The organism is Priestia filamentosa (genome assembly GCF_900177535.1).
Classification (GTDB): domain Bacteria; phylum Bacillota; class Bacilli; order Bacillales; family Bacillaceae_H; genus Bacillus_I; species Bacillus_I filamentosa.
The window spans coordinates 14714-39343 of record NZ_FXAJ01000015.1; the positions used below are offsets into that span (position 1 = coordinate 14714).

Here is a 24630-nt window from a genome sequence, read left to right on the forward strand (position 1 = left end):
AGAGTAAATGATGAGGAAGTATGAATAAAGAATTTTGTTCAAATAATAACTACCAAACTTGTATAAAAAAATAAACAAAATAAGCAATAGCTACAGATATAAGAAGAAAGAACGTTTCAGCTGTTCGTTTCTTTTTACGCTTGGCGCGCCTTCTACGCCCTGTCGTTGCATAAGTAGTATTGTTTGCAGAGGATGAAGATTGAGGTTTTTTATCTCCTCCTTTAACAACGTTTAAAATCTCATTTTTCATGTGACTTGCTGTACTATATTCCCCTTTTAAGGCTTTCATAAGCGGTTTTTTATATGGACGAAGAATCTTTTTTTCATCAATACACCTTTCAAGCTGCTTTAATGGCTGCTCTTGCTTTGAGAACTGCTTTGGATAAGCTCCATTGATAAAAATCATAGCAACAGCAAATAAATCGTAAGCTCCATCTGCTTTCCTGGATCCTAATCCCCAATATCCACGATCAAAGAATTCGGTAAACTCTTTAATAGCTCTACCATGCTGTGTCGTTCCTCCAACATCTAACAAGCGAAGTCTAAATGGATTTGTGGTTACAATTAAATTGTCAGGCTTTAGATCTCCAAATGTCCATCCTGCTTGATGTAAACCTTCCAAGTCTCCGAGAAGCTGAAGGACAAGAACGCTTAACCACTCCTCCCCTTTGCGAGAAATAAAGGGAAGAAAACCTTCTCCTTTTAAATATTCCATTACATAAAAAGAAAGCATCACTGTTCCTTGTTTTACAGCCCAGTCATCTACATCTAACAAAGAAGGTCCAAGGACTTTGCCATGGACCTTACTTAGCTGTTTTAGCACATTTACCTCTGCTGTTACAGACATATTTGCAAAGCTAATTTTCAAAGCTACCTGTTCGTCATTCTCATTTTGGGCAAGATACACAACTCCTGTGGCACCTTCTCCTAATTTACGTACAATGTAATATTTATGAGAATGCCATTTTCCTAAGATAGATGTCCCTGATTTTAAATTACAAACCTGATTCCTCAATTGATCTCTCATCATATTCTTCAAGCCGCCCTCTCGTTGAGCGTTTTTTCTTAAAATGTTTTACTGCTTCTTCAAGTGCTGGACCTGTGGGAGTAATTCCTCCAGCTGTGAGTTTTGGAAAAATTGCCGAAACTTTATTAAGATTAGGGGTCCAGTCTAGAAGCTTCTCTACATCTTTCTTTTTCCCAGGAAATAAAAAGATAGAGTAATTGTTATATCCAATTCGTGCATTTAAACTTAGCGATAAGTCAAGCAGTGCCTCTTTAACCGTTGGTAATTTACTTTTCATACTTGCACTCATATCTACCAGAATGAGAATATCTAAATTGGATGTTTCACCTAAATCATCTACAACTTCCATCACTTCCCCACGCTTCTCTGGAGGAAGATCTTCCAAATTCGTTTCAGATCCTAAAATTTGTTGAAGTTCTTTGTTTACAACCCCATGAATGGTTTGAGTCATCGCTTGACGTGTAACCATCTGGACTGTTTGAGATAAATTTTGTGCATAGACAACTTGACTAACGCCTCCACCAGACATTGCGATGTTCTCAATCTCATTTGTACTTTGTTCATCAATCAAATCCTTTTCCATAACGCCGATGACATTTACAGTAATGCCTTGTTCTTTTGCAAGAGCAGCCATTGCAACTGGATCTTCCCCAGTGTTTGAATAACCGTCTGTAATTAATAGAATTTGTTTAATTGTCCCGTTTCGCACAAGATCTCCTCCTCAAATTCGGTATTACCATCATGGACGAAAATGTCTAGGTATATACCTTATAAGAGAAGGAGATCTCATTGTTTATGCTTGTTTTTGAGCTTGAGAATGAACAGGGATTGATGACCATTTTGGAATGTTATGCTGAATCTTTGTCACAACAACCGTCATATCATCATCAATCACTCCTGCTTTTGTTCTAATCACTTCTTCCATGATAATGTCCGCTACTTCTTGTGGATGATCTGTTTCAATCTCGCTAATCTTGCGTTTCATCCACATTTCATAATTTTCAACGTGGCGAGGGCCTTCAAATACCCCGTCGCTCATCATAATAAGTAAATCTCCAGCCTTTAGTTTCTCACTTACAACATCAACTTCAAATTCATCAATAATTCCAATTGGTAGATTATTAGCTTGTATTTTAATAATTTTGTTCCCGCGCTTGATAAAGCTTGGAATTGAACCAATCTTAAGGAATTTGGCATTCGCATCTTGTAAATCTACCATAGCAAGATCAAGCGTTGAGTACATCTCCTCATTTGTTCTTAATGCCAAAATAGAATTTACAGATTTAATGGCCATTTTTTCTTCAATACCTGTTTTGAGAATTTGTTTTAAAAGCTGAAGCGTATCTGTACTTTCACAATGTGCACGCTCTCCATTTCCCATTCCGTCACTAATTGCAATAGCGTGTTTATTACGACTAAGTTCAATAATGGAATAACTATCCCCAGAAATAAATCCACCGCCTTTTGCCGCATGAGCTACCCCTGTTTCTACAACATAAGCTTGTGCAGAACAGAAGGAAGCATGACAATACCCTTGAGGATATGGAGCACATTTTTCCTCTTTTACAATCACAGTTTCATTTAAAATATCTGAAAGGAGTGGCGCAATAAGTTTTTCACATTCCCCACGTCCTTCACAATAAGGAACCCACATTTCAATATCAACATTTCCTTGTTCAAGGTTATAGATTTCAATCTGATTCACTTCTATCCCAAACCCTTTTAAAGCCTCAACAATCTGCTCCTCTTGAACATAAAGGTGCTGACGCTCTTTTTGAATCTCATCAGCAAAATCCTTCATTACTTGAGAAACACCTGAGAGCTGCTCTGCCACAATTTTGCGACTTTCAATAATTTGTTGCTTGAGCTGCTTGTTCGCATAGAAATAGGTGAGTTCCTTTTCCATTGTCTCAATCATTTTTTTCGATTTCACACAATGCTTGTCCCATTCACGATTCAAGCGTTGGTTTGTTTTCATCGTTCCATTCTCAACTTCTTGCATAATCTCTGTCATATAATCATATGTTGTATCAAGCTGTGTCCCCCAGCACTGCTCTTTCTTAAAACATAATTGACATGTTTTTTCTGTCACATTACTTAAAAAATAGTCAACTTCCTTCTCCTCATTCTGCTCGTTATCATAAAATGTATTTTTAGAGAAACTAGAAGACAAGGCTTCAAATACATTTGAGAACTGTTCAACACGATTAGCTGTTACATCACGTACTTTGCGTAAATATTGCTGTTGCTCATTGCTGTGTTCAGCTGTTCCAGGCACAAGTTTGCTAATTTTGCCGATTATCCCTTTTGGTGTCAATAAAAATAAGCCAACAGCAACAAGTGATTCATATAAGTTGAGTGAAAGAATTTCATCTGGCTTGCTGTACAAGCTAATAAGCAAGGTCCCAACGATAAGACCTAACGATACGCCAAGTTTCTTTCCGTCCTTTAATAACCCCCCTAGAAGACCTGAAAAAGCAAGCAAACTCATTTCATACAAACTTGAGACATTTGCGAGACTTAGAATTAAACCTGTCACAACCCCAACTGTTGAGCCAACAGTTGCTCCTGCTACAAAAGCAAAAACAACAACCAAGTAACGAGATAAAATATGTTCAACAGAAAGCCCATAAATTTCCCAACCAATTGTTCCTGTCATAACAGAAGCAAGAAGGATGATTAAACAAATTACTTCTTCTATCTTTAAAGCATGTGGATTAATCTTTTGTGAGATAAGCGGAATACTTTGAAGGAAAATCATTGTTAAAATAAAGCTTAGGCCTGACTCTACAACTGCAAGTGTAACGTCATATACTGTAAGCGTCCAAGCTGATGTGTAAGAAAGAGAGAGGTTCACAATAAGCATTGTCACAAAAACGATAAGCGGTAGTTTTCGCGCAGGTTCAACTGAGAGAAATCCACTTACCTTGTATAAAATGAGGAAGGCGAAAACGCATAACAGGACAAAGGCACCTTTCTCAACGGAAATGGTAAACGCACCACCTAGAACGGCTAAAGCACTTACCCCGAGCTTCTCTTTCTTCATAACATAAACCGCTGCTACAAATGGAAGAGCGAACGGCATAATCTCCATAAGAATAAGAGCTCGTCCTAATAAAAATCCGGTAATCAGGATGAGTAAACCACTTTGAAACAGCAGATTCTCCAACTTAAGCTGAAGACCTAGGAAAAATTTTGATGTCTCCTTCTTTGTTCGATCTGCTACTAAATTCGGGATTGGACTGGCATAGTTTCTTTCTGTCTTCTCCACTTCGTTCACCACCTGTATAGAAATACTTAGTGCTCATTATACAGAGGACAACTTCTTTTTTTTGTCAAAAGAAGGGATTGTTTAAAAAAATCGTTCGACTCTTTTCTACTGAACTTTCAAAAACTATACAAAATGTTAGACTCTTCTCTACTAAGCTCTAAGATTAAATGGCGTAACTCGTTATAAAAGTTGTTTATTCCTCTTTATACTCCAAATGTATTGACACTTCTCTATAGTCATAGTATGATTTAACTTGTCTTTAATTGGCGGTGTAGCTCAGCTGGCTAGAGCGTACGGTTCATACCCGTGAGGTCGGGGGTTCGATCCCCTCCGCCGCTATTTCTACAAAAACCCCTTCGTACATTGTCGTACGAAGGGGTTTTTTCGTTTTTCCGCTTTTTCTGCATTCCTTTAATACTACTATATTTCCTAACATTTCAATTTTCTCATTTTCAAAAAATAAAATTCTTACTTCATTTCTTATATTGAAATAAAACCTTAATTCTTAAAAACCTCATTAATAAAAAGGTATGTATATAAAATAAACTTTTCTAAAATATTAAATTAATCATAAATTTATTAAATCCATGGATTAGTGACATGTTTTGATAATTGTCAGTCTCCCTACTAAATGTTAACCTTTATTAATATAAAGTTAACATTTAACAGAAATGGAGTGAAAGCTATGTCAAAATGGTCTAATTTAGCTAAAAAAGTATTAGAAGGTGAACTACTAGAAAAGAAAGAGGCACTAGAAATTCTTGAAGCTCCTAATGATGAAGTTCTCTCAATCATGGATGCTGCTTATACTATTCGCTCTCATTACTTTGGGAACAAAGTAAAGCTCAATATGATTATTAATGCCAAAAGCGGACTCTGCCCTGAAAATTGTGGATACTGCTCACAATCTATTGTGTCAAACGCCCCTATTGAGAAATACCCTATGTTAAACAAAGAAACAATTATAGCAGGGGCACAGGAAGCTATAAAACGTCAAGCAGGAACCTACTGTATTGTGGCAAGTGGTAGGGCCCCATCAAAACGAGACGTGGAGGAAGTTGCTGGAGCGGTGGAAGAAATCACAAAAACAACCTCTCTAAAAATTTGTGCATGTCTAGGATTTCTTAATGAAGAAAAAGCCCAAAGACTACAGCAAGCTGGTGTTCATCGTTATAATCACAATCTCAATACCCATCGAGATAACCACTCTTCTATTGTATCTACTCATACATATGAAGATAGAGTAAATACAGTGAACGAAGTGAAGGGATCAGGGATTTCTCCTTGCTCAGGCTGTATTTTTGGGATGGGAGAAACAAATGAACAAATCTATGAGATTGGTGTTTCATTAAGAAATCTTGATGTTGATTCAATTCCTGTCAATTTTCTTCATGCAATCAAAGGTACTCCGTTGCAGGATCAAAAACCGCTAGAACCACTAGCATGCTTAAAAATCCTTGCTCTCATGAGATTTATCAATCCAAGCAAAGAGATTCGTATTTCAGGTGGTCGTGAAGTAAACCTTCGTTCTCTTCAGCCTCTAGGGCTCTATGCAGCTAATTCTATTTTTGTTGGTGATTATTTAACAACAGATGGACAAGAGGCAGAATATGACCATAAAATGATTGAAGATTTGGGGTTTGAAATCGAGGAATGTGCACTATAAAAAAAGAGCAGCCTAATCATTAGGCTGCTCTTATGCGTATCTATAAAAGATGAGCATTATTACTCACAGTAGTTCATTTATCGCTTCATCAGCAGCAAGTTAACCTCTTCTCGCTCCACGACCGCCACGTTTTGACTCTGTGTTACGTTTTAGGGAAGCAAGACGATCTTCACTATCCTTTAAAAAACGCGACATTTTTTGCTCAAAGTTCTCTGTATTTGGACGATTGTTAGGACGTTCTTGACGCTTTCTTGGTGGACGATATGAATCTTTTGCTTTCTTAATTGATAAGCCGATTTTTCCATCTTTCTCAATATTGATGACCTTTACTTCTACTTGATCACCGACTTGAAGATGTTCGCGAATGTCTTTTACATAGTTGTCAGCTACTTCACTAATGTGAACAAGTCCAGTTGTACCTTCTGAAAGCTCAACAAACGCTCCGAAATGTGTAATACCTGTTACTTTACCTTGTAACTTGCTGCCTACTTCGATTGACATAAAAAAAATGCTCCTCCTTAAAATGTAAAAAAGTCAATTTATTATATATTATACAAAACTAAATTTCACGCTGTCAACGCACATAAGGTGCCGTTAATCTTTTACATTGAAAATAATTTGTCCATCTTCAGTTAAGAAATAATCTTTTCCTGCTAACTTCTTTATATAATCATCGTCGTTTAACTGCTTAATCTCTGTATTGAGGCTTTTCTCTTTCTTCTCAAGCTTCGTTAATTCTTCTGTTAACTGCTTATGTTCTGCTTTCTTCTCTTCAATGGCTGATTGCTGTGAAAAAAGCTTTACAGTAATAAAGATACTAAGGATGAGAGCAAAGATGCCAAAAACGGTGAGACGCCTAATAAGTCCAACACGGCGACGACTTTTGGAATCCAGTTGTTTTTGTTGGGTTTCCACATGGCTTGAAGGTAGCGAGGTTACATTTTTACTTTTTCTTACTCCCACGTTCACTACTCCTCCTTTTTCCGTTTCCAGAACAGCAAGTACTGTTTAAGCCCAATTGTTATATTCTTGATTTTTACGGAAAATCCTTTTAAAGATTGAAAAAAACGGTAACAAAATTGTTGGACTGAAGTTGGCAACATTCTCCAAATGATTCTGAGAAGCCAAGCTATGGGGAATAAGAAAATCTTCAACACAGTAAGTGTTACAGTGAAAAGAAGATTACCTACATAAAGTACGATGGCAATAAGAGCCTGGATAATGAACCATATTGGTTTAACAACAAGTCCTTTTATAAGTCGAACGACAAATAAATATAGAGAAACGACGGCTCGTACAAGAAAGGTTAACAGCGATTGATACGGTTTCTTAAATAAACTTTGATATGCAGAAAAACCACATAAAAGGGCAAGAAAAATATAGAACCGTAGCTCCCCTTCATTTACAACGAACAATACATAGAAGATAAGAACCGCTTGCAGAAGCCAAAATACAATATCATGGCAAAATACAATCCAGCGAGAAACTAACTGTCGATTAAAGAAAAAACGATACGTATCAATGGCAGCCCCAAGGTATGATCCTGTGAGCGCCATTGCTACCATCGTATAAAACTGAACATTTAGGGTCATCGGAACAGCTTGCTAAAGAATCCTTTAGCTTTCTCCGACTGGTTTGCTTCTAGATACACTATATCAAAAATTTTACCTTTAATCGATACGATTCCCTTATCTACATCTAAGTTCTTCATTTGTAAATTTTGTCCTCTTATTGAAAGGAAACCCATTACTGTCTCAAGCAAGAATTCTTCTGTATCAAAACTCTCCACTTGCTTTACACCTGTAATATCAAGAAGTCTACGGCCTTTCATCACTATATCGTGGTTGGGTGCACTTGTATCCTTCGTGCCCCCTGTCATATCATGATATTGATTCATTGTCCCCTCACCTCATCTAATGAATTCATGAGATCCTCACACGAATCTTTTCACATTAGGTATATGAGGTGGAAGGGTTATTTAGAACAAGCCTAATTTCTTTCTGATGTATACTCTTCTTTTACAATTGTGTAAAGAGAAGAGGCTTCTTCTTTTTTAGCTGTTTCTTGAAGTGCATTAATTTTTACTGTCACTTCTTTTGTGCCAAATTTAATCTTTAAAACATCATTCTCTTTTAATTTCGTACTAGCTTTTGCTTCTTGGTCGTTAACAGTGATACGACCTTGATCTGCCACTTCTTTTGCTAATGTACGACGTTTTATTAATCTTGATACTTTAAGAAATTTATCAAGTCTCATCTTACTCACCTTTCTATCTATAAACCTTTTTTCTTTGCTTCATTCCAGAACTCATCAAGCTGCTCAAGAGAAAAATCTCTAAAGTTCGCCCCTCGTTCTTTTACCCGTTCTTCAATATAATTGAACCTATTTATGAATTTTGCATTGCTTTTAGCCAAGGCTACTTCAGGATCGATTTTATAATAGCGAGCCACATTAACAATGGCTGTCAAAATGTCACCGAACTCTTCCATCATTTCTTCGGTCACTTCTGTTGATTCTTTAACTTCTTGTTTAAATTCTTCGAGCTCTTCTTGTACTTTATCGTACATTGGAGCAACATCATCCCAGTCAAAGCCTACCTTAGACACTTTTTTCTGAATATGATAAGCCTTTAATAGTGAAGGCATTGATCGTGGAATTCCGTCTAAAATAGACTCACGCTCTTGCTTCTCTTGTTTTTTAATTTCTTCCCAATTTGTTAACACATCTTCCACATTATTTGCTTCTTTCTTACCAAAAACATGAGGATGGCGACGAACCATTTTCGCAGATATACCTTCAATCACATCATCAACAGTAAACATGCCTTCATCTTCTCCAATTTGAGCATGCAGCATTACTTGAAGAAGGATATCTCCGAGCTCTTCTATAATATGATCATCATCCCCATTATCAATTGCTTCAATAAGCTCGTACGCTTCCTCTAACACATACGATCGTAGTGATTCATGTGTTTGTTTCTGATCCCACGGACAGCCATCAGGTCCCCTTAATGTTGCAATAATAGAGCGGAGTGTTGGAAACTGTTTGTACAACACTTCTTCATCAGTCACAGGAGGTATGTAAAGAGTTAAAAGATTATCAACCTCTCGAATATGATGATCAAGTTCGTATAACTGCACTTTTTGAACATTTTCGTTCTGGCTTCCTGCTGACCTTACAATATAAACGGGATACTCGTCAGGAAGTTTCTCCATTAGAACAAGTTTTACATCTGAAGCAACAAATCCATCATAAACTTGAGCAATGATTACATGTTGTGTAACTTGAATTTCTTCCTTCTTTAGGCTTGTTCCATCAAGAAGTTGAAATCCTTCGATAGGATCTATTTTCACTGCCGTAAATAACGGATCTAAAAAGCTTTGGCCTCCGCTAATTTCAATTTCCACTTCTTTCTCTTTCCCTTTTTGCAAAAGAAGCTGTACTGTCTGTTCCGCAACCATCGGATGGCCTGGTACAACGTATAATACATCTTCTTTTTCAGCTTTTTCAATTAAGACATTTGAGATATGTTCATATACTTCCTCAAATGTTTTAAACGCTTCATAACTATCATCGAAAGATTGGAAAGTAATGCCCTCTGCTTCTAACTGAGGGACGAGTGGATGATGCTTTGTTCTAATATATCCTTCTTTTGTTCCTTGAAGAATTTTTAATGTGCCAATTGTCAGTTGATCATAGTCACCTGCACCTAGACCAAGTACTTTAATCTTTTTTGCCATTTTATCACCTTTCCTATCTCTTCCGTCCTAACTTTGCAAGCTTGCTTCCAAGTGGGAGCATTGCGAGTTCCTCTAATGTAAACATCCCCATCTTTAAAATTGTACTCATATAAATTAGACCTCCAAGTACAACACTTGTTAGGGCAACTAGTGCATGTTGATTTCCTTCGTCCCTCACTATAACTGGCCATAAAAGTTGATAAACTATTAGAACAACCGCCATAACCAATAATGCTTTCAACACTGTATAAAGCGAGGAAAAAGAGAGCCTTGGAAGCACACGAATAACCCGCAAATACGTTACATTTCCAAATGTAATGAAAGCAAAGCACATCACAGAAGCAAACGCAGCTCCTTTTGTTCCGAAAGAAGGAACTAAAAATTCGTTTAATTGCCACTTAACAATAATACCTATCAATACTGAGAGGGCAGGTATATAGACTCTATTCATCCCTTGAATAATAGCTGAGCTTGTTGCAGCTAGAGTTGTGAATGCCACTGTAATACTTAATATAGCAAGAACATCAGAGCCTCTGTAATCCCCATAAAGCATAGCATTTGTTGGTTTAATAATAAGACATAAACCACCAGCTGCTCCAAAGCCAACAACCGTTCCTACACGTAGAGCTAAGCTTGCCTTATACTGAAGAAGTCTTCGATCCTTCTGTAGAAAAGCTGTTGAAATAACAGGAACAAGGGATAAAGAGAAAGCCGTGCCAACAACCGTGCCAAGCTGAATAAGAGGCAATCCTCTATCATATACTCCCTTTAATACCTTAGCCGTAATCTCATCAATTCCTCCTGAGGTTAGCTCGCCATATAGTGTAAATGAATCAATAAGCTGCATAAACAAAAGACTCATTCCGCTTAAGCAAACCCAAAACCCTTGAGAAACTAATTTCCTTATAATTCGAAAAGCGCCTAATAGACGCACGAATCCTACTTTCTCTCTCCTTAATCGAAGTACAAAGGAAAGTAAAACAATTAGTGCTGCTCCGCTGCCGATTAATGAACCTAATATAGCAGCAGCCCCTACATCGTAAATACTTTGTCTTGTTTGGATGAAAAGATACACAAAAAGCAAGATACATCCTACTCGAACGAACTGCTCCGTCACTTGTGATAGAGCGGTTGGAAACATATTATTCTCACCTTGATAATATCCTCTAATCACAGCCATGAATGGAATAAACAAGTAGGAAAGAGCTACAAGCTGAATAAGAGGAGCAAGTCCTTTGTCTTCCATTGCTCCTGCAATATAATCAGCTGTTGTATATTGAAAAAGCGCAAGAAACCCACTAAATACGAGGAGAAATACAAAGGAAACTCTAACAACTTCTCTTCGTTCTCTCTCTGAATTTTGTTCTGTTAACAATTTTGAGATGACAACAGGAAAACCAAATGTACTTAAGAACACAGAAATGCCGTAAAACGGATAAATTTGTTGATAAATATAAAACCCAATATCACCTGATAAGTAGTGATATGGAATACGATATACAGCACTTAACACTTTAGTAATGAGCCCTGAAATCGTGAGGATAATCGCTCCATTCCAAATCATTGAAGAACGAATTTTGTTTTTTCTTTTCATATCGTCTACCTTCTTTAACCCATTTACAACACCTGTATTATATCACGCTACTTTCTATTATGCTCTATATCCCTTCACCTAAAAAAAGAAGAGATACCTAAGCAGCAAAGTGCTTGTTGATATCTCTTCTTTCTTTTATACGCGTAAGTATCTGTTTTATAAAGATAGATAAAAATAAGTAGACCTTTACTAATTATTGTTCCATTTGACGAGAAAGGAATCCAGCTGCTGTCTGAACAGCCTTGTGCTCAATTTCTGAGACTGTTCCTTCTTTTGAGAAGATAACGACAGCTCCAATTGGGTCTCCATTGGCAATAATAGGTCCAATTGTATATGATGATACTTTTTCTTCATGACCATCTGCAAGCTCAATTGTCTTCTCTTCTGTAACAATAGTAGAACTACGATTTTCCATTGTTGTCTCAAGAAGCTGACCTACACTTTTGTTCAGATAATCCTTTTTAGATGCTCCGGCAATTGCAATGAAGTAATCTCGGTCACAAACTAAGATTGGGTTACCTAAACTGTCATATAATGCTTCAGCGTATTCTTTCGCAAAGTCACTTAATTCGCTGATTGGTGAATATTTCTTTAAAATTACTTCACCATCGCGATCAACGAAAATCTCAAGTGGATCTCCTTCGCGAATCCTTAATGTTCTTCTAATTTCTTTTGGGATTACAACACGCCCCAAATCATCAATTCTGCGAACTATACCTGTTGCTTTCATGAAACAAAGCCTCACTTTCATAAGATGATGAATAATTGGTCATGGTTGAATTTATCACCAATGTTGAAGTTAGTATCCTTCACATATTAACTTCTATACGTAAATAGTTGGTTTTTTTTATAAAAAACGACGTTTTATACGATTTTATGCCACATTTAGTCATTACTACCCCATTATGGAGTGTTTTGAATAGAAAGACAATCGTTGTTAACATAATATTGGCTACTTGTAATATTTTAATTTTAATGTCATATTTGTCATTAATGTATCATTCTAGAAAGAGTGCTTTGTTCATGAAAAGCTAGACAGATTTTACCTTTTTTTCTTTTCGAACATCTTTTAGATTTTTTACGAATTTCAAAATCATCGGAAGCCATTCAGCTTCTTTTAGACGGTTAATATTTGCTACAACTTTGACACGGTTTCCTTCCATACCAAACCCCATCATTCGTCCAAACTCATTTCCTAACTGAAATAGCTTCTGTCCATCAATCTCAGCACTTGTCTTCTCAGTTAGGAGAATAGAGATTTCTGTCTTAGATTGCATAACAGATTCTACTCCATTCTCCGCTGCGTACACTTTCATTTCAGCAACTTTAAATAAGTAGCCCACTTCAGCAGGATAATCACCAAAGCGATCAATCATTTCTTCTTTCAAATCTTCAAGATCTTCGAGACTTTCAATGCCACGGAATCGTTTGTACATATCAATTTTCATTCTACCGTCTACAATATACTGATCTGGAATGTAGGCATCAAGATTAATATTAATCTCAACATCCACTTTCTCTTCTTCACCGCTGCCTTGCCTCTCTTCAATTGCTTCTTTAAGCATTTGAGAGTATAAATCAAAACCAACAGAGTCAATAAAGCCATGCTGTTGGGCTCCTAGTAAGTTCCCTGCTCCACGAATGGATAAATCACGCATTGCAATCTTAAATCCAGAACCAAGCTCTGTAAACTCTTTAATTGCTTGCAGTCTTTGCTCAGCTACTTCACTTAGAGCTTTATCTTTACGGTATGTGAAATAAGCATATGCAACTCGATTTGAACGACCAACACGTCCACGTAGCTGATAAAGCTGTGAAAGGCCCATACGATCTGCATCATGTACAATCAATGTATTAACATTTGGAATATCAACACCCGTTTCAATGATAGTTGTGCTCACTAAAACGTCATATTCTCCTTCTAAGAAACTTAACACAGCTGCTTCAAGCTCCGTTTCGTTCATCTTACCGTGTGCATAAGCAACACGTGCATCAGGAACAAGGGTTGAGATTTCTTCTGCTTTACGCTCAATATCTTCTACACGGTTATAAAGGAAGTACACTTGCCCATCTCTAGCAAGTTCGCGTTCAATTGCTTCCCTTACAAGTGGAGGATTATATTCAAGCACATAAGTTTGCACAGGAAAACGGTTTTCAGGAGGTGTTTCAATAACAGATAAATCGCGAACTCCAAGCATCGACATATGCAGTGTTCTTGGAATTGGCGTTGCTGTCAATGTTAGAACATCAATATTAGCTTTTAGCTGTTTTATTTTTTCCTTATGTGTAACACCAAAGCGCTGTTCTTCATCAATAATAAGCAACCCTAAATCCTTATACTTAATATCTTTAGAAAGCAAGCGATGTGTTCCAATTACAATATCTACAACCCCTGATTTTAATCCTTTTGCTGTTTCTTGTTGCTGCTTTCTTGTTCTAAAACGGCTTAAAAGACCAATATTTATTGGATATTCTTGAAATCTTTCACGGATTGTTTCATAGTGCTGCTGAGCTAGTATTGTAGTCGGCACAAGAAAAGCCACTTGTTTTCCTTCATGAATGGCTTTGAATGCTGCTCTTATAGCAACTTCTGTCTTTCCGTATCCAACATCTCCACAAAGAAGACGATCCATAGGACGGATGCGTTCCATATCCTTTTTCACTTCCGCAATTGAGCGCAGTTGATCTTCTGTTTCTTGATATGGAAAAGATGCCTCAAATGCACGTTGCATATCACTATCAGGAGCAAATGGATATCCCTTACTTGCTTCGCGTTCTGCATAAAGCTTAATAAGATCATCTGCAATATCTTGAACAGATGCCTCTACTTTACGCTTCACTTTCTTCCAGTCGTTACCGCCCAATTTATAGAGTTTAGGCTCTTTACCTTCAGAACCAACATATTTCTGTACTTGGTCAATCTGTTCAACAGGTACATATAGTTTATCTGTACCTTCATATCGAATGTTCAAATAATCTTTGTGAAGCCCGTTGATTTCTAGCGTTTCAATGCCTAGATATTTACCGATCCCGTGATTTACGTGAACAACATGATCACCAACATTAAGCTCTGAATAACTTTTAATTCGCTCTGCATTTGAAAGCTTTTGACGTCTCTTTGATTTTTTAACACGTTTCTTAAATAACTCTTCTTCTGTAATCACAACAAGCTTCTGCATTGGGAGCTCAAATCCAGATTGTAAGTCACCTTCTACAATTTGAATTGTGCCTGGAATAAGCTGAGAATCTTCTTTCAAAATAATAGAATCAAGATCATAGTCACGAAGAACAGACTCCAGCTTATCTACTCGTTCCAATGTAGGACCAAGCACAACAATCGTAAAGTTGTTTTTAACCCAACGCTCCACTTCTCCCTTGAACAAATTCATCTGTCCGTGAAACTGCTGCATTGCTTTAAAAGAGACATTTACAATGTTTTGGGGACTTGTATTTGGAACATGCTTCAAAAATAGCGACATATAGATAAATGGTGCTTTATGCTTTTGAAGAAGAGTTGGCATGTTGTGAGACAGTGGGATGTCATGTACAAATTCTCCAACCATAAGCTGATTTGTAACCCAATCAGCTTCATCTTTCTTTAACTGTTCTGATGCTTCATGTACTCTTGTAATTTCGTCGAAGAACACAGCACCATTTTCAGGTAGGTAATCTAGTAAACTAGCTGGTTCTTCATAAAGAAGGTGAAAATATTTTGAGACATCATCAAAAATCTGCTTATTTTTTAGTTGTTCAATTTCATATTGAACTTTTTCAACAAGCTGCTCTTTTACAGTTTCATCTTTCACTTTCTTTAAAGTTTTCGAAAGCGCTGCTTCTAGCGACTTTGCCCCTTGAATCAGCTGTTCTTCTGTAAGAAGTAGTTCTGTTGCAGGGCCAATTGTAATGCTCTCTAGCTTATCTACTGAACGTTGCTCTTCAGCTGTGAAAGTTCGAATTGAATCTACCTCGGTATCAAATAATTCAATTCTGACTGGATTTTCTTCTGTAAGAGGGTAAATATCAATAATGCCTCCGCGTACGCTGAACTCTCCTGGTGTTGAAACCATTGAAGCTCGTTCATAACCAAGTTCGTTAATCTTTGCAATAGCATACTCTACATCAATGTCTACACCAACTTGAAATGTAAGCTGATTTTTATTCCAAACAGACTTAGGTGGAAGAAGTTGCAATATCCCCTGTAATGGAGCAACAACAACTCCTTTTTCTTCTCTGTTCCAGAAGTTTAACACTTCTAAGCGCTGTGCTCTTAATTCAGGACTTGCCGTACCAAATTCTGAAGCAAGTACGTCGTTTACAGGATAGAGAAATACGTCTTGTTCAGGTAACAGATTTGTAAGATCATCGTATACTTTCTGTGCTTGATATAAGTTATGGGTTACCACTAACAGAGGCCGTTTTCCTTCCTCTTTTTCATAGAGACTTGCCATCAATACTGCACGTGCAGAACCCGAGATCCCCGTAACAAGCTGCTCTTTAATTCCTTCTTGGACTCCATTTAAAATTCCTTCGATTTCTTTATGATGCTCGAAGTGTCTCTTTAATCCTTGCAACATCGTCTCCTCCTCTTTAAAACAACGTAACTCAAATAGAAAATGCTTTGGTATATTACAACCAAAGCGTATTACTGTATAAATGTTGAATACTGATGAAAATCTGGATTTCGCTCTAAAGCTTCTTGGCAATCTTCACAAATTACATTCACTGACATACTTCCATCTTCTGCATATTGAATGAACGAAGTTCGTTCCTCATTTGTTAAATGATTAAATCCTAATTTCTCTGTATCAACGACTTTTTCCTCTAACGTACCTACTTTATGTCCGCAGTGTCTGCATACATAGTGAATAGACATAAAAGGTCCTCCTAAGTATTTTACCCTTAGTATGGACATGTTCTCTATATCTTATTCTATTAGCTATTGTACGTATTCATAACATTTAAAAACGGTTCATTTAGCCATTTCTCACAAGCTAGGATAGAACGTTCCATAGCTTCCTTCATGCTTATCATCTCATCATCTGTAAATCGGCCAAGAACGTAATCAACAACCTTCATATTTGTTTGAGGGCGACCAATTCCAACACGAACTCGTTTGAATTGATCAGTGTGTATGTGCTGAATAATGGACTTAATTCCATTATGGCCTCCTGGGCTACCCTTCTGCCTTAAACGAATTTTACCCGCTGGTAAATCTAGATCATCATAGATAACAACAATATCTTCAATCTCCACATCGTAGTAATCCATAAGCGGACGAAGAGATTCGCCAGATAAATTCATATATGTAAGAGGCTTTAACAAGCATACCTTTTCGCCTTGAACATACCCCATCCCAAACGTTCCATTAAACTTTGTTTGATTCAAAGGAATATTGAAACGATCAGAGAGTTCATCAACAATCATAAATCCAATATTGTGGCGTGTACGCTCATATTGTTTCCCAGGGTTCCCTAAACCTACAATCACTTTCAACTTTTGGTACCCCTTTCACCTGTTATTAAGTTTATTGTGCTTCTTTTATTTTAGCACAAATTGGCTCTTTCCACACAAGTAACTAACCATTTCTCTTTTAACTACAGTTACTTGTTCATAGCAAAAGACGTAACCATTAAAAGGTTACGTCCTGTACTTTTATTCTTGATCTTTTGCTTCTTCAGTTTGTTCTGTCTCTTCTGCCGCTGTTTCATCTTCAACTTCCTCTACTTGTCGAGGAGGAAGTACAGAAGCAATTGTTTCTTCTAAGTCTTCATTTGTAATTTCGTACTTGCCTTCTTTTGGGATGTCCGAAATTGTGATAGAGTCGTTGATGCTTAACTGAGATACATCTACTTCAATTACAGACGGAACATCATTTGGAAGAGCCCGAACTGAAATTTCGTTTAATGCTTGTGATAACACTCCACCATCTTTAACTCCTGCTGGCTCTCCCACAAGAGAGACTGTCACTTCTGCATCTACTTCTTCTTTCATGTTTACAACATAAAAGTCAGCATGTACAACTTGATCTTTTAATGGATCAACCTGTACATCATGTAACATTACAGGAAACTTATCTTTCTCGACAACAAGTGTTAGCACACCGTTTCGACCTACTTCACGCATTGTTTTAATGAAGTCTACAGAATCAAGAAAAATAGACTTTGAATTTTGATTATATCCATATACAACAGCAGGAACACTGCCATCTTCACGTAATTTTCTAGTTGCTGAACGTTTTAAATCTTCACGTACTTGTGCTTGTAATTGATTACTCAATCTACTTCACCTTCCATGTTTTAGTTTCTCTTTATTTGTGTACAGTATTAGAAATACCCTTTTTTAAAGATTGCTAAACATGAAAGGCAAAATACAATTACAAATCAATCAAAAAGTGTACTAACAGATTGATCTTCATAAACGCGAATAATTGCTTCTCCAATTAGAGGTGCAACAGATAGCTGTGTTACTTTATCAATTTTCTTTTCGTCTGTAAGAGCAATAGAGTTTGTAACAACAAGCTCTTTGATTTTAGAGTTTTGGATACGATCAATCGCAGGGCCTGAAAGCACTGGGTGTGTACAACAAGCATAAACTTGTGTTGCTCCTGCTTCTACAAGTGCATTTGCAGCAAGTGTAATTGTACCTGCTGTATCAATCATATCATCAATTAAGATTGCTGTTTTTCCTTCAACTTGTCCAACAATGTTCATAACTTCTGCTACGTTTGGACGCGGGCGACGTTTATCAATAATTGCAATCGGAGCTTTTAAGCGATCTGCAAGCTTTCTTGCTCTTGTTACACCACCGTGGTCCGGAGAAACAATTACAATATCATCTAACTCTTTTCCTTTAAAGTACTCTCCTAGGATAGGTACTGCCATAAGGTGATCAATTAAGATGTCAAAGAAACCTTGAATTTGAGGAGCATGTAAATCAAGTGCAATCACGCGATGCGCTCCTGCTGTTTCAAGAAGGTTTGCTACAAGCTTAGCTGTGATTGGCTCACGAGCACGAGCTTTACGATCTTGACGAGCATAACCATAGTAAGGGATAACAATTGTGATTGTTTTAGCTGCTGCACGTTTAAGTGCATCAATCATAATAAGAAGTTCCATTAGTCGTTCGTTAACAGGTGCACTCGTAGACTGAACAATAAAAACATCACAGCCGCGAATACTTTCTTCAATGTTAACTTGAACTTCTCCATCACTAAAACGAGTAACCGAACATTTCCCTAGTCCAACCCCAATTACTTTAGCAATTTCTTCTGCTAAAGCAGGATTTGAATTTAAGGAAAAAACTTTAATTTTTTCAGAAGTATAATCTCTTGACATAATAATGAGTACCCTCCGTTAGGACTTTTTGTTATTTATTTTATTTGCATAGCCTTCTTTATTCACTTGTTTCGCACGAGCAATAGATAGTGCTTCGCCTGGTACATCATCTGTGATTGTTGAACCAGCCGCTACATATGCTCCACTTCCTACTGTAACAGGAGCAATTAAGTTAGAGTTGCACCCAACAAAAGCACCGTCTTCGATCTTGGTTAAGAATTTATTTTTCCCATCATAATTTACAGTGATTGAACCACAACCAAGGTTCACATCTTTGCCAACTTCTGCATCACCAATATAGCTTAAGTGAGAAGCTTTGCTTCCTTTACCAAAAGTAGATTTCTTAATCTCTACAAAATTGCCTACACGTACCTCATCACCAATTGAAGATTGAGGACGAATATGAGCAAAAGGACCAATATTTACTTTATTGCCTACTTCACTATCGTGCACAACTGATTGACGAATTGTTGTTTCTTCACCAATTTGGCAGTCTTTCAATTCAGAGTGTGGTCCGATAACGCTGCGTTCACCAATTGATACTTTACCATTAATTACAACCCCAGGTAATAGAACTGTATCACGGCCAATTTCCGCATCAGCTGAAATATATGTGTTTGCAGGGTCTTGAATTGTAACCCCATTTAACATATGTTTCTTATTAATACGCGCGCGCATTGTAGCTTCTGCTTGTGAAAGTGCATAGCGATCGTTAACACCTAGTGTTTCCGCAAAATCATCTGTTTGATATGCTAACACTTTTTCACCTTTTGATTGAAGAATCTCAATAACATCAGGTAAGTAATATTCTCCCTGAACATTATCATTTGATACTTGAGAAAGCACAGAAAATAAGAGTTCATTGTCAAAGCAATACGTTCCAGTATTAATTTCACCAATTTCTCGCTCTTGCTCTGTTGCATCTTTGTGTTCCACAATCTTTAAAACATGACCTTCTTCATTGCGGACAATACGACCATATCCTGTTGGATTATCCGTATGTGCTGTTAAAATTGTTGCTTTTGCTTCGTTTTGATCATGATAGTTTAGAACAGCTTCAATTGTTTCGCTTGTAATAAGCGGTGTGTCTCCACAAACAACAATTGTTGTTCCTTTCTTATCTTTCAAAACTGAATCTGCCTGCATTACTGCATGAGCCGTTCCAAGCTGTTCTTCCTGTAGTGCATAAAGGCTACGATCACCAAGCTGTGTTTTCACCATTTCTGCACCATGTCCAACAATTGTTACAATGCTGTCAAGGTTTAGGGTTCTTAGCTGATCTACAACATGTTCAACCATAGGTTTCCCACATACAGGGTGCAACACCTTGTAAAGAGATGATTTCATCCTTGTTCCTTGCCCAGCAGCCAATATAACCGCATATCTATTTGTCATAATGGACCTCCAGTTTGTCCTTTTTATCCATTAAAAATATATCTCAAATATGAAGGTATTTCAAGAAAACGATGAAAAGTACATATTTTTTACAGAGTTTTTTATGAAGAAAGGGGTTACAAGAAGATTTTTGAGGAAGAAACCAAAAATAAGAGCCTATAAATATAGGCTCTTTTTAAATATCATTATGAAGCTCCTGCTTCTTCAAATTCAACTTCTAGTTCACCTAATCGGTGATATTCTGCTAAAACAGCATCTTGAATTTTACCTCGAGTAGTTGAGTTGATTGGATGGGCAATATCACGGAACTCTCCATCTGGAGTGCGTTTGCTTGGCATAGCTACAAACAATCCGTTATTTCCATCGATGACTCTAATATCATGTACTACGAACTCGTTGTCCAATGTGATTGAAGCGATAGCTCGCATACGTCCGTCTGTGTTAACACGGCGTAATCTTACGTCAGTTACTTCCATCCTGTTCACCACCTTTTCATGAAGCTTTACCATAATAATTCCACAGAATTTTCTAATCTCCTTCTCTTCTACAAAAATTTTTCCTAAAAATCAGAAAAAATAGATCATTATTTTTTATTATTTTAAAAATACATAGATTTTTCTTCTTTTCAAGGTGATAAAATAAAAAAGGCTTCCCACAAATTACAATTTGTGGGAAGCCTTTCTTCACTTTTTTACTTTACAAGAGCAATAACTTCAATTTCAATTCCTACTCCCTTAGGAAGGTTCGCAACTTCTACACAAGAACGAGCTGGTTTATGTTCAGCAAAGTAGCGGCCATACACTTCATTTACAGCTTGAAAGTCATTGATATCATCTAGAAAGACCATTGTTTTAACAACTGTATCAAATGAAGCTCCTGCTTCTTCTAGAATTGCTTGAAGATTTGCAAAGACTTGTTCTGTTTGCTCTTCAATACTTCCTTCAACAAGTGTTCCATCTGCTCTTAATGGAATTTGTCCTGAACTATAAAGCATATTATTTACAATGATTCCTTGTGAATATGGTCCAATTGCTTGTGGTGCTTGATCTGTTTGTATGTAGCGCATACGTTTTCCCCCTCAGGTTTTTTATGAATAATATTGAAAGTAATTGCCTTCTGTTACTCTTACTTGTTTTCCTCTTGTATCAACATCGCAAAGTTTCACAAGAGAGATATATTCATCAACAAGACGTTCCTCAATGTCTTCTGATTCGACAAGAACGCCAATGCCTTCAACTGTAGCCTGAAATTCTTCAAGCAAGCTTATCATTCCATTTACAGTCCCGCCTGCTTTCATAAAATCATCAATAATAAGAACGCGAGACCCAATACTTAAGCTTCTTTTAGCAAGCAGCATTGTTTGAATGCGCTTAGAAGATCCCGAAACATAATTAATGCTCACTGTTGAACCTTCTGTTACTTTACTATCTTTACGTACAATTACAACAGGTACGTTTAAATATTGAGCAACAGCATATGCAAGCGGAATTCCTTTTGTAGCTACTGTCATTACAACATCGATATCTCGATTCGCAAAAGTCGAAGCAAACAAACGTCCAATTTTGTTTACAACTTTTGGGTTACCTAAGATATCTGTTAAATATAAGTAGCCACCAGGAAGTAAACGTTCAGGGCTTTCAATCATTTCACACAAATCATCAACAAAAGCTTTCGCTTCTTCTTTTGATGTTTTTGGAATGAATTTCACGCCTCCTGCAGCCCCTGGAAGCGTAATCAATGTTCCGATGCCTTGCTGTTCAAAAGTTTGTTTGACAATAACCATATCTTCACTAATAGATGATTTCGCTGATTTATACTTATCGGCAAAATATGTTAATGGAATAAGCCGTCTTGGATGCTGAAGAAAATAATGAGTCATATCAATAAGTCGTCCACTGCGTCTAAACTTCATCTCTTCCTCCTAAAATCCGTATGTTTTAAAGTAAATATAACACTATGATACGGTTTTAATCAACTACTCTTTCTCCTATGATGCGTACAGCGTACACTTTATCGCAAAAACCTTTCAATCCGTTGTACACACGTTGCATACGAGAATCATATTGAACAAGACCAAAAACAGTGGGACCACTTCCGCTCATTAAAACAGCATCTGCGCCAAACTTAATCATCTGTTCTTTAATCTGAGATACTTCTGGATAAAGATTTAACGTTACAGTTTCCAATACATTTCCAACAAGATTGCACATTTTATCGTAATCTTTCTCTTTTAATGCATCAACCATTCCATGTACATCAGGATGCTCAATGTTTTTTAAATTCAAGTTACGGTAAACTTCTGCAGTTGAAACCCCTAGTTCAGGTTTTGCTAATACTACCCAACACTTTGGAGGATGATCGATATGTTGAATCACTTCTCCACGACCTGTTGCAAGAGCTGTTCCTCCGTATACGCAAAATGAAACATCAGAACCAATCTCTGCTCCAATTTCAGCTAACTGATCTACTGACAAACCTAAATTCCATAAACGGTTTAGTCCTTTTAAAGTAGCGGCTGCATCACTGCTTCCTCCAGCTAATCCCGCTGCAACAGGGATAATTTTTGTGATTGTAATTGTTACCCCTCTTGAAACTTTGAAGCGCTCTTTTAATAGTTGAGCTGCCTGATAAGCTAAATTTCGCTGATCATCTGGTACATATCGATTGTGAGAAGAAACATATATTTTTCCATCATATCTATCTTCAAGCTCAATTCGATCTGAAAGATCAATTGTAGTCATAATCATTTCTACTTCGTGAAACCCATCAGGACGTTTGCCTAATACATCTAATGATAAATTTATTTTTGCTGGTGCTTTCATTGAAAGCTTCATTCTCTTCACCTACTCCACGTACTACAAGTTTAAGGCTATTTTATCATAAATTATACAATTTGAATGTCTTTAATTCGACAAATTCGTGCCTATACAAAAAAGCCAAAGCGCATGGCTTTGGCTTTTTCTCTTTCTTTCCAATTTATACTCGCTTATTGAGCCCTGCTTTTGCTATCTCGACTGCTCTTTTCACAATGTTTCCTGCATCCTTCGAAGTTATGGCTCCATACCCTTGTTCTTTCACAGTATCATAGAACCCCAGTTCTTTTGCTATTTCCTCTTTTGCTTTATTCGAAAGTATTGGTCTTCTCGCCATACTAATCCTCCTTCAAGACTGCACTTATAGACATCAAAGAGATGTCTTATTTTAGTATGTACAAGAAGAACAAAATAAAAAGCAGCAAACAAAAGTTTACTGCCCGCTTATGCTATGCTAAACCGTTAGCTGGATCTTCAAAGAACTTTAGTTGAACCGTATCCGTTAAAATATCTGTGTAGCTATAAGACACTCGCTCAAGAGAGTTTTCAGCCTGGTCTAGCTCTACGATAAAAACAGACGGATATGTTTCTGTTAAAACCCCAGAACGTTCAATGGTTTTTCTTCTTCCACCATTTGCTTTTAAAGTAAGGCGCTTTCCCAATTGCAAATCCAATGTTTGCTTAATCTCTGCCAAAGTTTTTCCCATGCTATCCACCTCGCTGACTTCATTATAGCACGAAACGTGCAATGAGTCAAATTTAAAATTATAACAATTGTACATAGATATTGTCAATATGTATTTCGCCTATATCCTATCAAAATTATTATTTTCTATTTTTCGAAATTTATGTACAAAAAAAGTCCCCTAGGCATGCAGCCTGAGAGGACTTATTCTTCTAAGATATTATAAGGCATACCAGTACGAAGAAGGCCTTTCGTTTCTATTCCACCTATTCCTTTTTCCCCTGTCAACGTATTGCGTAATACATCCCATACCCGAATACGCTCAGTAAAGGGTGTAAAGCTAATTTTAGCTACAATATACACAGGATCTAGAGCATGAATGTTCACTCGAGAAGGAGAACTTGCAAAATTTGCTCCAACTCCAATAAGGGACTCAAAGTGTGATTGACAAGCACCTGCAAAGATAACAAGCTGATCTAGATTAGGAATTCTTTTGCGCACTTCATGCACTGTTTCCACAAAATGTTTTGAGTGTCTATAGGCCTTAATTTCTCCTTTTTTTCCTTTTGATTTAGAATAAGCATCATGTCCTGTAATAACAAGGATGTCAGGGCGTATTTTGTCAATTAAAGCAGGCACTTTGTGAGGCATTTCCTTCTCCAAGCAATGCACTCCATAAACAGGAATGTTAAGCTTCTCATAAAAAGTTAAACACTTTTGTAAGTAGCTAGCATCTCCGTCGACGTGAAGCACTTTGCCTGGCAGTTGAAAAAAACGTTTTTCTTCCTCATACCCATTTGTTGCTTCATATTCACTTTGCTCTCGTATTAGTTCATAATCTTGTTTAATAAGGGAAAAAGAGCGTTGGATGCGTTGCTCTTCTTTGGACTTTCTATCCATATATTCTTGCCTCTGAACTGCTTCTAGGTCATCAAGTGGAGCATCCGCCACTAGCCTCACTTCTTCTCCATATAAAACAGCAATTTCTCCCTGAATATCAATTACTCTAAATAGTACATCTCTGTTATAAGAAGATCTTGCAACGATATCACCAACATTAATATTCATGTTATTCACTCCGTCACAGCCTCAAAGTCGATTTGTT

At 37.0% G+C, this 24630-nt stretch carries 25 protein-coding genes and 1 tRNA gene; 2 read left to right on the forward strand and 24 right to left on the reverse strand.

The annotated features are described in order from the left end of the window. Positions 1-49 precede the first annotated feature (49 nt). The 3 genes from B9N79_RS24600 to spoIIE all read right to left on the reverse strand — a co-directional run bounded on the left by B9N79_RS24600 (position 50) and on the right by spoIIE (position 4298). A complete protein-coding gene (locus tag B9N79_RS24600) occupies positions 50-1030 on the reverse strand; it encodes a protein kinase domain-containing protein (protein WP_040059972.1) in 981 nt (326 codons plus the stop codon). Then, entirely contained in the window at positions 996-1736 is a 741-nt protein-coding gene (locus B9N79_RS24605; RefSeq protein ID WP_019395107.1) for a vWA domain-containing protein, read from the reverse strand. The genes B9N79_RS24600 and B9N79_RS24605 overlap by 35 nt, the downstream gene beginning before the upstream one ends. 84 nt (positions 1737-1820) lie before the next feature. Next, complete coding sequence (gene spoIIE / locus B9N79_RS24610; RefSeq protein WP_040059957.1) at positions 1821-4298, reverse strand: stage II sporulation protein E; 2478 nt, start codon at positions 4296-4298, stop codon at positions 1821-1823. Between the two features lie 265 nt (positions 4299-4563). On the opposite strand from spoIIE, the gene B9N79_RS24615 reads away from it, so the two are divergent. Further along, positions 4564-4637, forward strand: a tRNA-Met gene (locus tag B9N79_RS24615). Positions 4638-4983: 346 nt separating this feature from the next. Next, positions 4984-5964 carry a biotin synthase BioB gene (gene bioB, locus B9N79_RS24620; RefSeq protein WP_040059956.1) on the forward strand — a complete coding sequence of 327 codons (981 nt, stop codon included), beginning with the start codon at positions 4984-4986 and terminating at the stop codon, positions 5962-5964. A 99-nt stretch (positions 5965-6063) separates the two neighbouring features. Here the strand turns inward: bioB and B9N79_RS24625 are convergent, their stop codons facing one another. The 21 genes from B9N79_RS24625 to yabG form a co-directional block, all read right to left on the reverse strand. Next, positions 6064-6465 (reverse strand): S1 domain-containing RNA-binding protein, encoded by a 402-nt coding sequence (locus tag B9N79_RS24625; RefSeq protein WP_019395110.1) that lies wholly within the window; start codon positions 6463-6465, stop codon positions 6064-6066. Positions 6466-6558: 93 nt separating this feature from the next. Beyond that, entirely contained in the window at positions 6559-6927 is a 369-nt protein-coding gene (locus B9N79_RS24630; RefSeq protein WP_019395111.1) for an FtsB family cell division protein, read from the reverse strand. A 5-nt stretch (positions 6928-6932) separates the two neighbouring features. Further along, on the reverse strand, positions 6933-7556 hold the full coding sequence (yabQ, locus tag B9N79_RS24635; protein WP_019395112.1) for a spore cortex biosynthesis protein YabQ: 624 nt from the start codon (positions 7554-7556) through the stop codon (positions 6933-6935). After that, positions 7553-7861 carry a sporulation protein YabP gene (yabP, locus tag B9N79_RS24640; RefSeq protein WP_019395113.1) on the reverse strand — a complete coding sequence of 103 codons (309 nt, stop codon included), beginning with the start codon at positions 7859-7861 and terminating at the stop codon, positions 7553-7555. The genes yabQ and yabP overlap by 4 nt, the downstream gene beginning before the upstream one ends. Positions 7862-7953: 92 nt before the next feature. Next, positions 7954-8220, reverse strand: a complete 267-nt coding sequence (locus tag B9N79_RS24645; protein ID WP_019395114.1) for an RNA-binding S4 domain-containing protein — start codon at positions 8218-8220, stop codon at positions 7954-7956. A gap of 17 nt (positions 8221-8237) precedes the next feature. Continuing rightward, positions 8238-9704 (reverse strand): bifunctional methyltransferase/pyrophosphohydrolase YabN, encoded by a 1467-nt coding sequence (gene yabN, locus B9N79_RS24650; protein WP_040059955.1) that lies wholly within the window; start codon positions 9702-9704, stop codon positions 8238-8240. Positions 9705-9717: 13 nt separating this feature from the next. Continuing rightward, the gene (locus B9N79_RS24655; RefSeq protein ID WP_046218469.1) at positions 9718-11298 is read right to left on the reverse strand and encodes a putative polysaccharide biosynthesis protein; all 1581 of its coding nucleotides are present in this window, start codon (positions 11296-11298) and stop codon (positions 9718-9720) included. A 193-nt stretch (positions 11299-11491) separates the two neighbouring features. Beyond that, positions 11492-12028: a stage V sporulation protein T gene (spoVT, locus tag B9N79_RS24660; RefSeq protein ID WP_019395117.1), complete on the reverse strand. Its 537-nt coding sequence runs from the start codon at positions 12026-12028 to the stop codon at positions 11492-11494. 301 nt (positions 12029-12329) lie between these two features. Further along, positions 12330-15869 carry a transcription-repair coupling factor gene (gene mfd / locus B9N79_RS24665; protein ID WP_046218475.1) on the reverse strand — a complete coding sequence of 1180 codons (3540 nt, stop codon included), beginning with the start codon at positions 15867-15869 and terminating at the stop codon, positions 12330-12332. A gap of 71 nt (positions 15870-15940) precedes the next feature. After that, a complete protein-coding gene (gene fin / locus B9N79_RS24670; RefSeq protein ID WP_046218470.1) occupies positions 15941-16171 on the reverse strand; it encodes an anti-sigma-F factor Fin in 231 nt (76 codons plus the stop codon). A 59-nt stretch (positions 16172-16230) separates the two neighbouring features. Further along, a complete protein-coding gene (gene pth, locus B9N79_RS24675) occupies positions 16231-16791 on the reverse strand; it encodes an aminoacyl-tRNA hydrolase (RefSeq protein WP_040059951.1) in 561 nt (186 codons plus the stop codon). A 159-nt stretch (positions 16792-16950) separates the two neighbouring features. Then, positions 16951-17574, reverse strand: coding sequence for a 50S ribosomal protein L25/general stress protein Ctc (locus B9N79_RS24680; RefSeq protein WP_019395121.1), 624 nt, complete (start codon positions 17572-17574; stop codon positions 16951-16953). A gap of 104 nt (positions 17575-17678) precedes the next feature. Beyond that, positions 17679-18632: a ribose-phosphate diphosphokinase gene (locus B9N79_RS24685; RefSeq protein WP_019395122.1), complete on the reverse strand. Its 954-nt coding sequence runs from the start codon at positions 18630-18632 to the stop codon at positions 17679-17681. 18 nt (positions 18633-18650) lie between these two features. Beyond that, positions 18651-20027 (reverse strand): bifunctional UDP-N-acetylglucosamine diphosphorylase/glucosamine-1-phosphate N-acetyltransferase GlmU, encoded by a 1377-nt coding sequence (gene glmU / locus B9N79_RS24690; protein ID WP_046218471.1) that lies wholly within the window; start codon positions 20025-20027, stop codon positions 18651-18653. A gap of 185 nt (positions 20028-20212) precedes the next feature. Further along, complete coding sequence (gene spoVG, locus B9N79_RS24695; protein WP_019395124.1) at positions 20213-20503, reverse strand: septation regulator SpoVG; 291 nt, start codon at positions 20501-20503, stop codon at positions 20213-20215. 215 nt (positions 20504-20718) lie between these two features. Further along, positions 20719-21093 carry a RidA family protein gene (locus tag B9N79_RS24700; protein WP_040059949.1) on the reverse strand — a complete coding sequence of 125 codons (375 nt, stop codon included), beginning with the start codon at positions 21091-21093 and terminating at the stop codon, positions 20719-20721. Positions 21094-21114: 21 nt separating this feature from the next. Next, on the reverse strand, positions 21115-21939 hold the full coding sequence (gene purR / locus B9N79_RS24705) for a pur operon repressor (protein WP_019395126.1): 825 nt from the start codon (positions 21937-21939) through the stop codon (positions 21115-21117). A gap of 55 nt (positions 21940-21994) precedes the next feature. Then, positions 21995-22861, reverse strand: a complete 867-nt coding sequence (gene ispE / locus B9N79_RS24710; RefSeq protein WP_019395127.1) for a 4-(cytidine 5'-diphospho)-2-C-methyl-D-erythritol kinase — start codon at positions 22859-22861, stop codon at positions 21995-21997. 142 nt (positions 22862-23003) lie between these two features. Next, positions 23004-23177, reverse strand: a complete 174-nt coding sequence (locus B9N79_RS24715) for an alpha/beta-type small acid-soluble spore protein (RefSeq protein ID WP_046218472.1) — start codon at positions 23175-23177, stop codon at positions 23004-23006. Between the two features lie 112 nt (positions 23178-23289). Continuing rightward, positions 23290-23547: a biofilm formation stimulator Veg gene (veg, locus tag B9N79_RS24720; protein WP_019395129.1), complete on the reverse strand. Its 258-nt coding sequence runs from the start codon at positions 23545-23547 to the stop codon at positions 23290-23292. A gap of 182 nt (positions 23548-23729) precedes the next feature. Then, complete coding sequence (gene yabG, locus B9N79_RS24725) at positions 23730-24593, reverse strand: sporulation peptidase YabG (RefSeq protein ID WP_019395130.1); 864 nt, start codon at positions 24591-24593, stop codon at positions 23730-23732. Between the last annotated feature and the right edge of the window lie 37 nt (positions 24594-24630).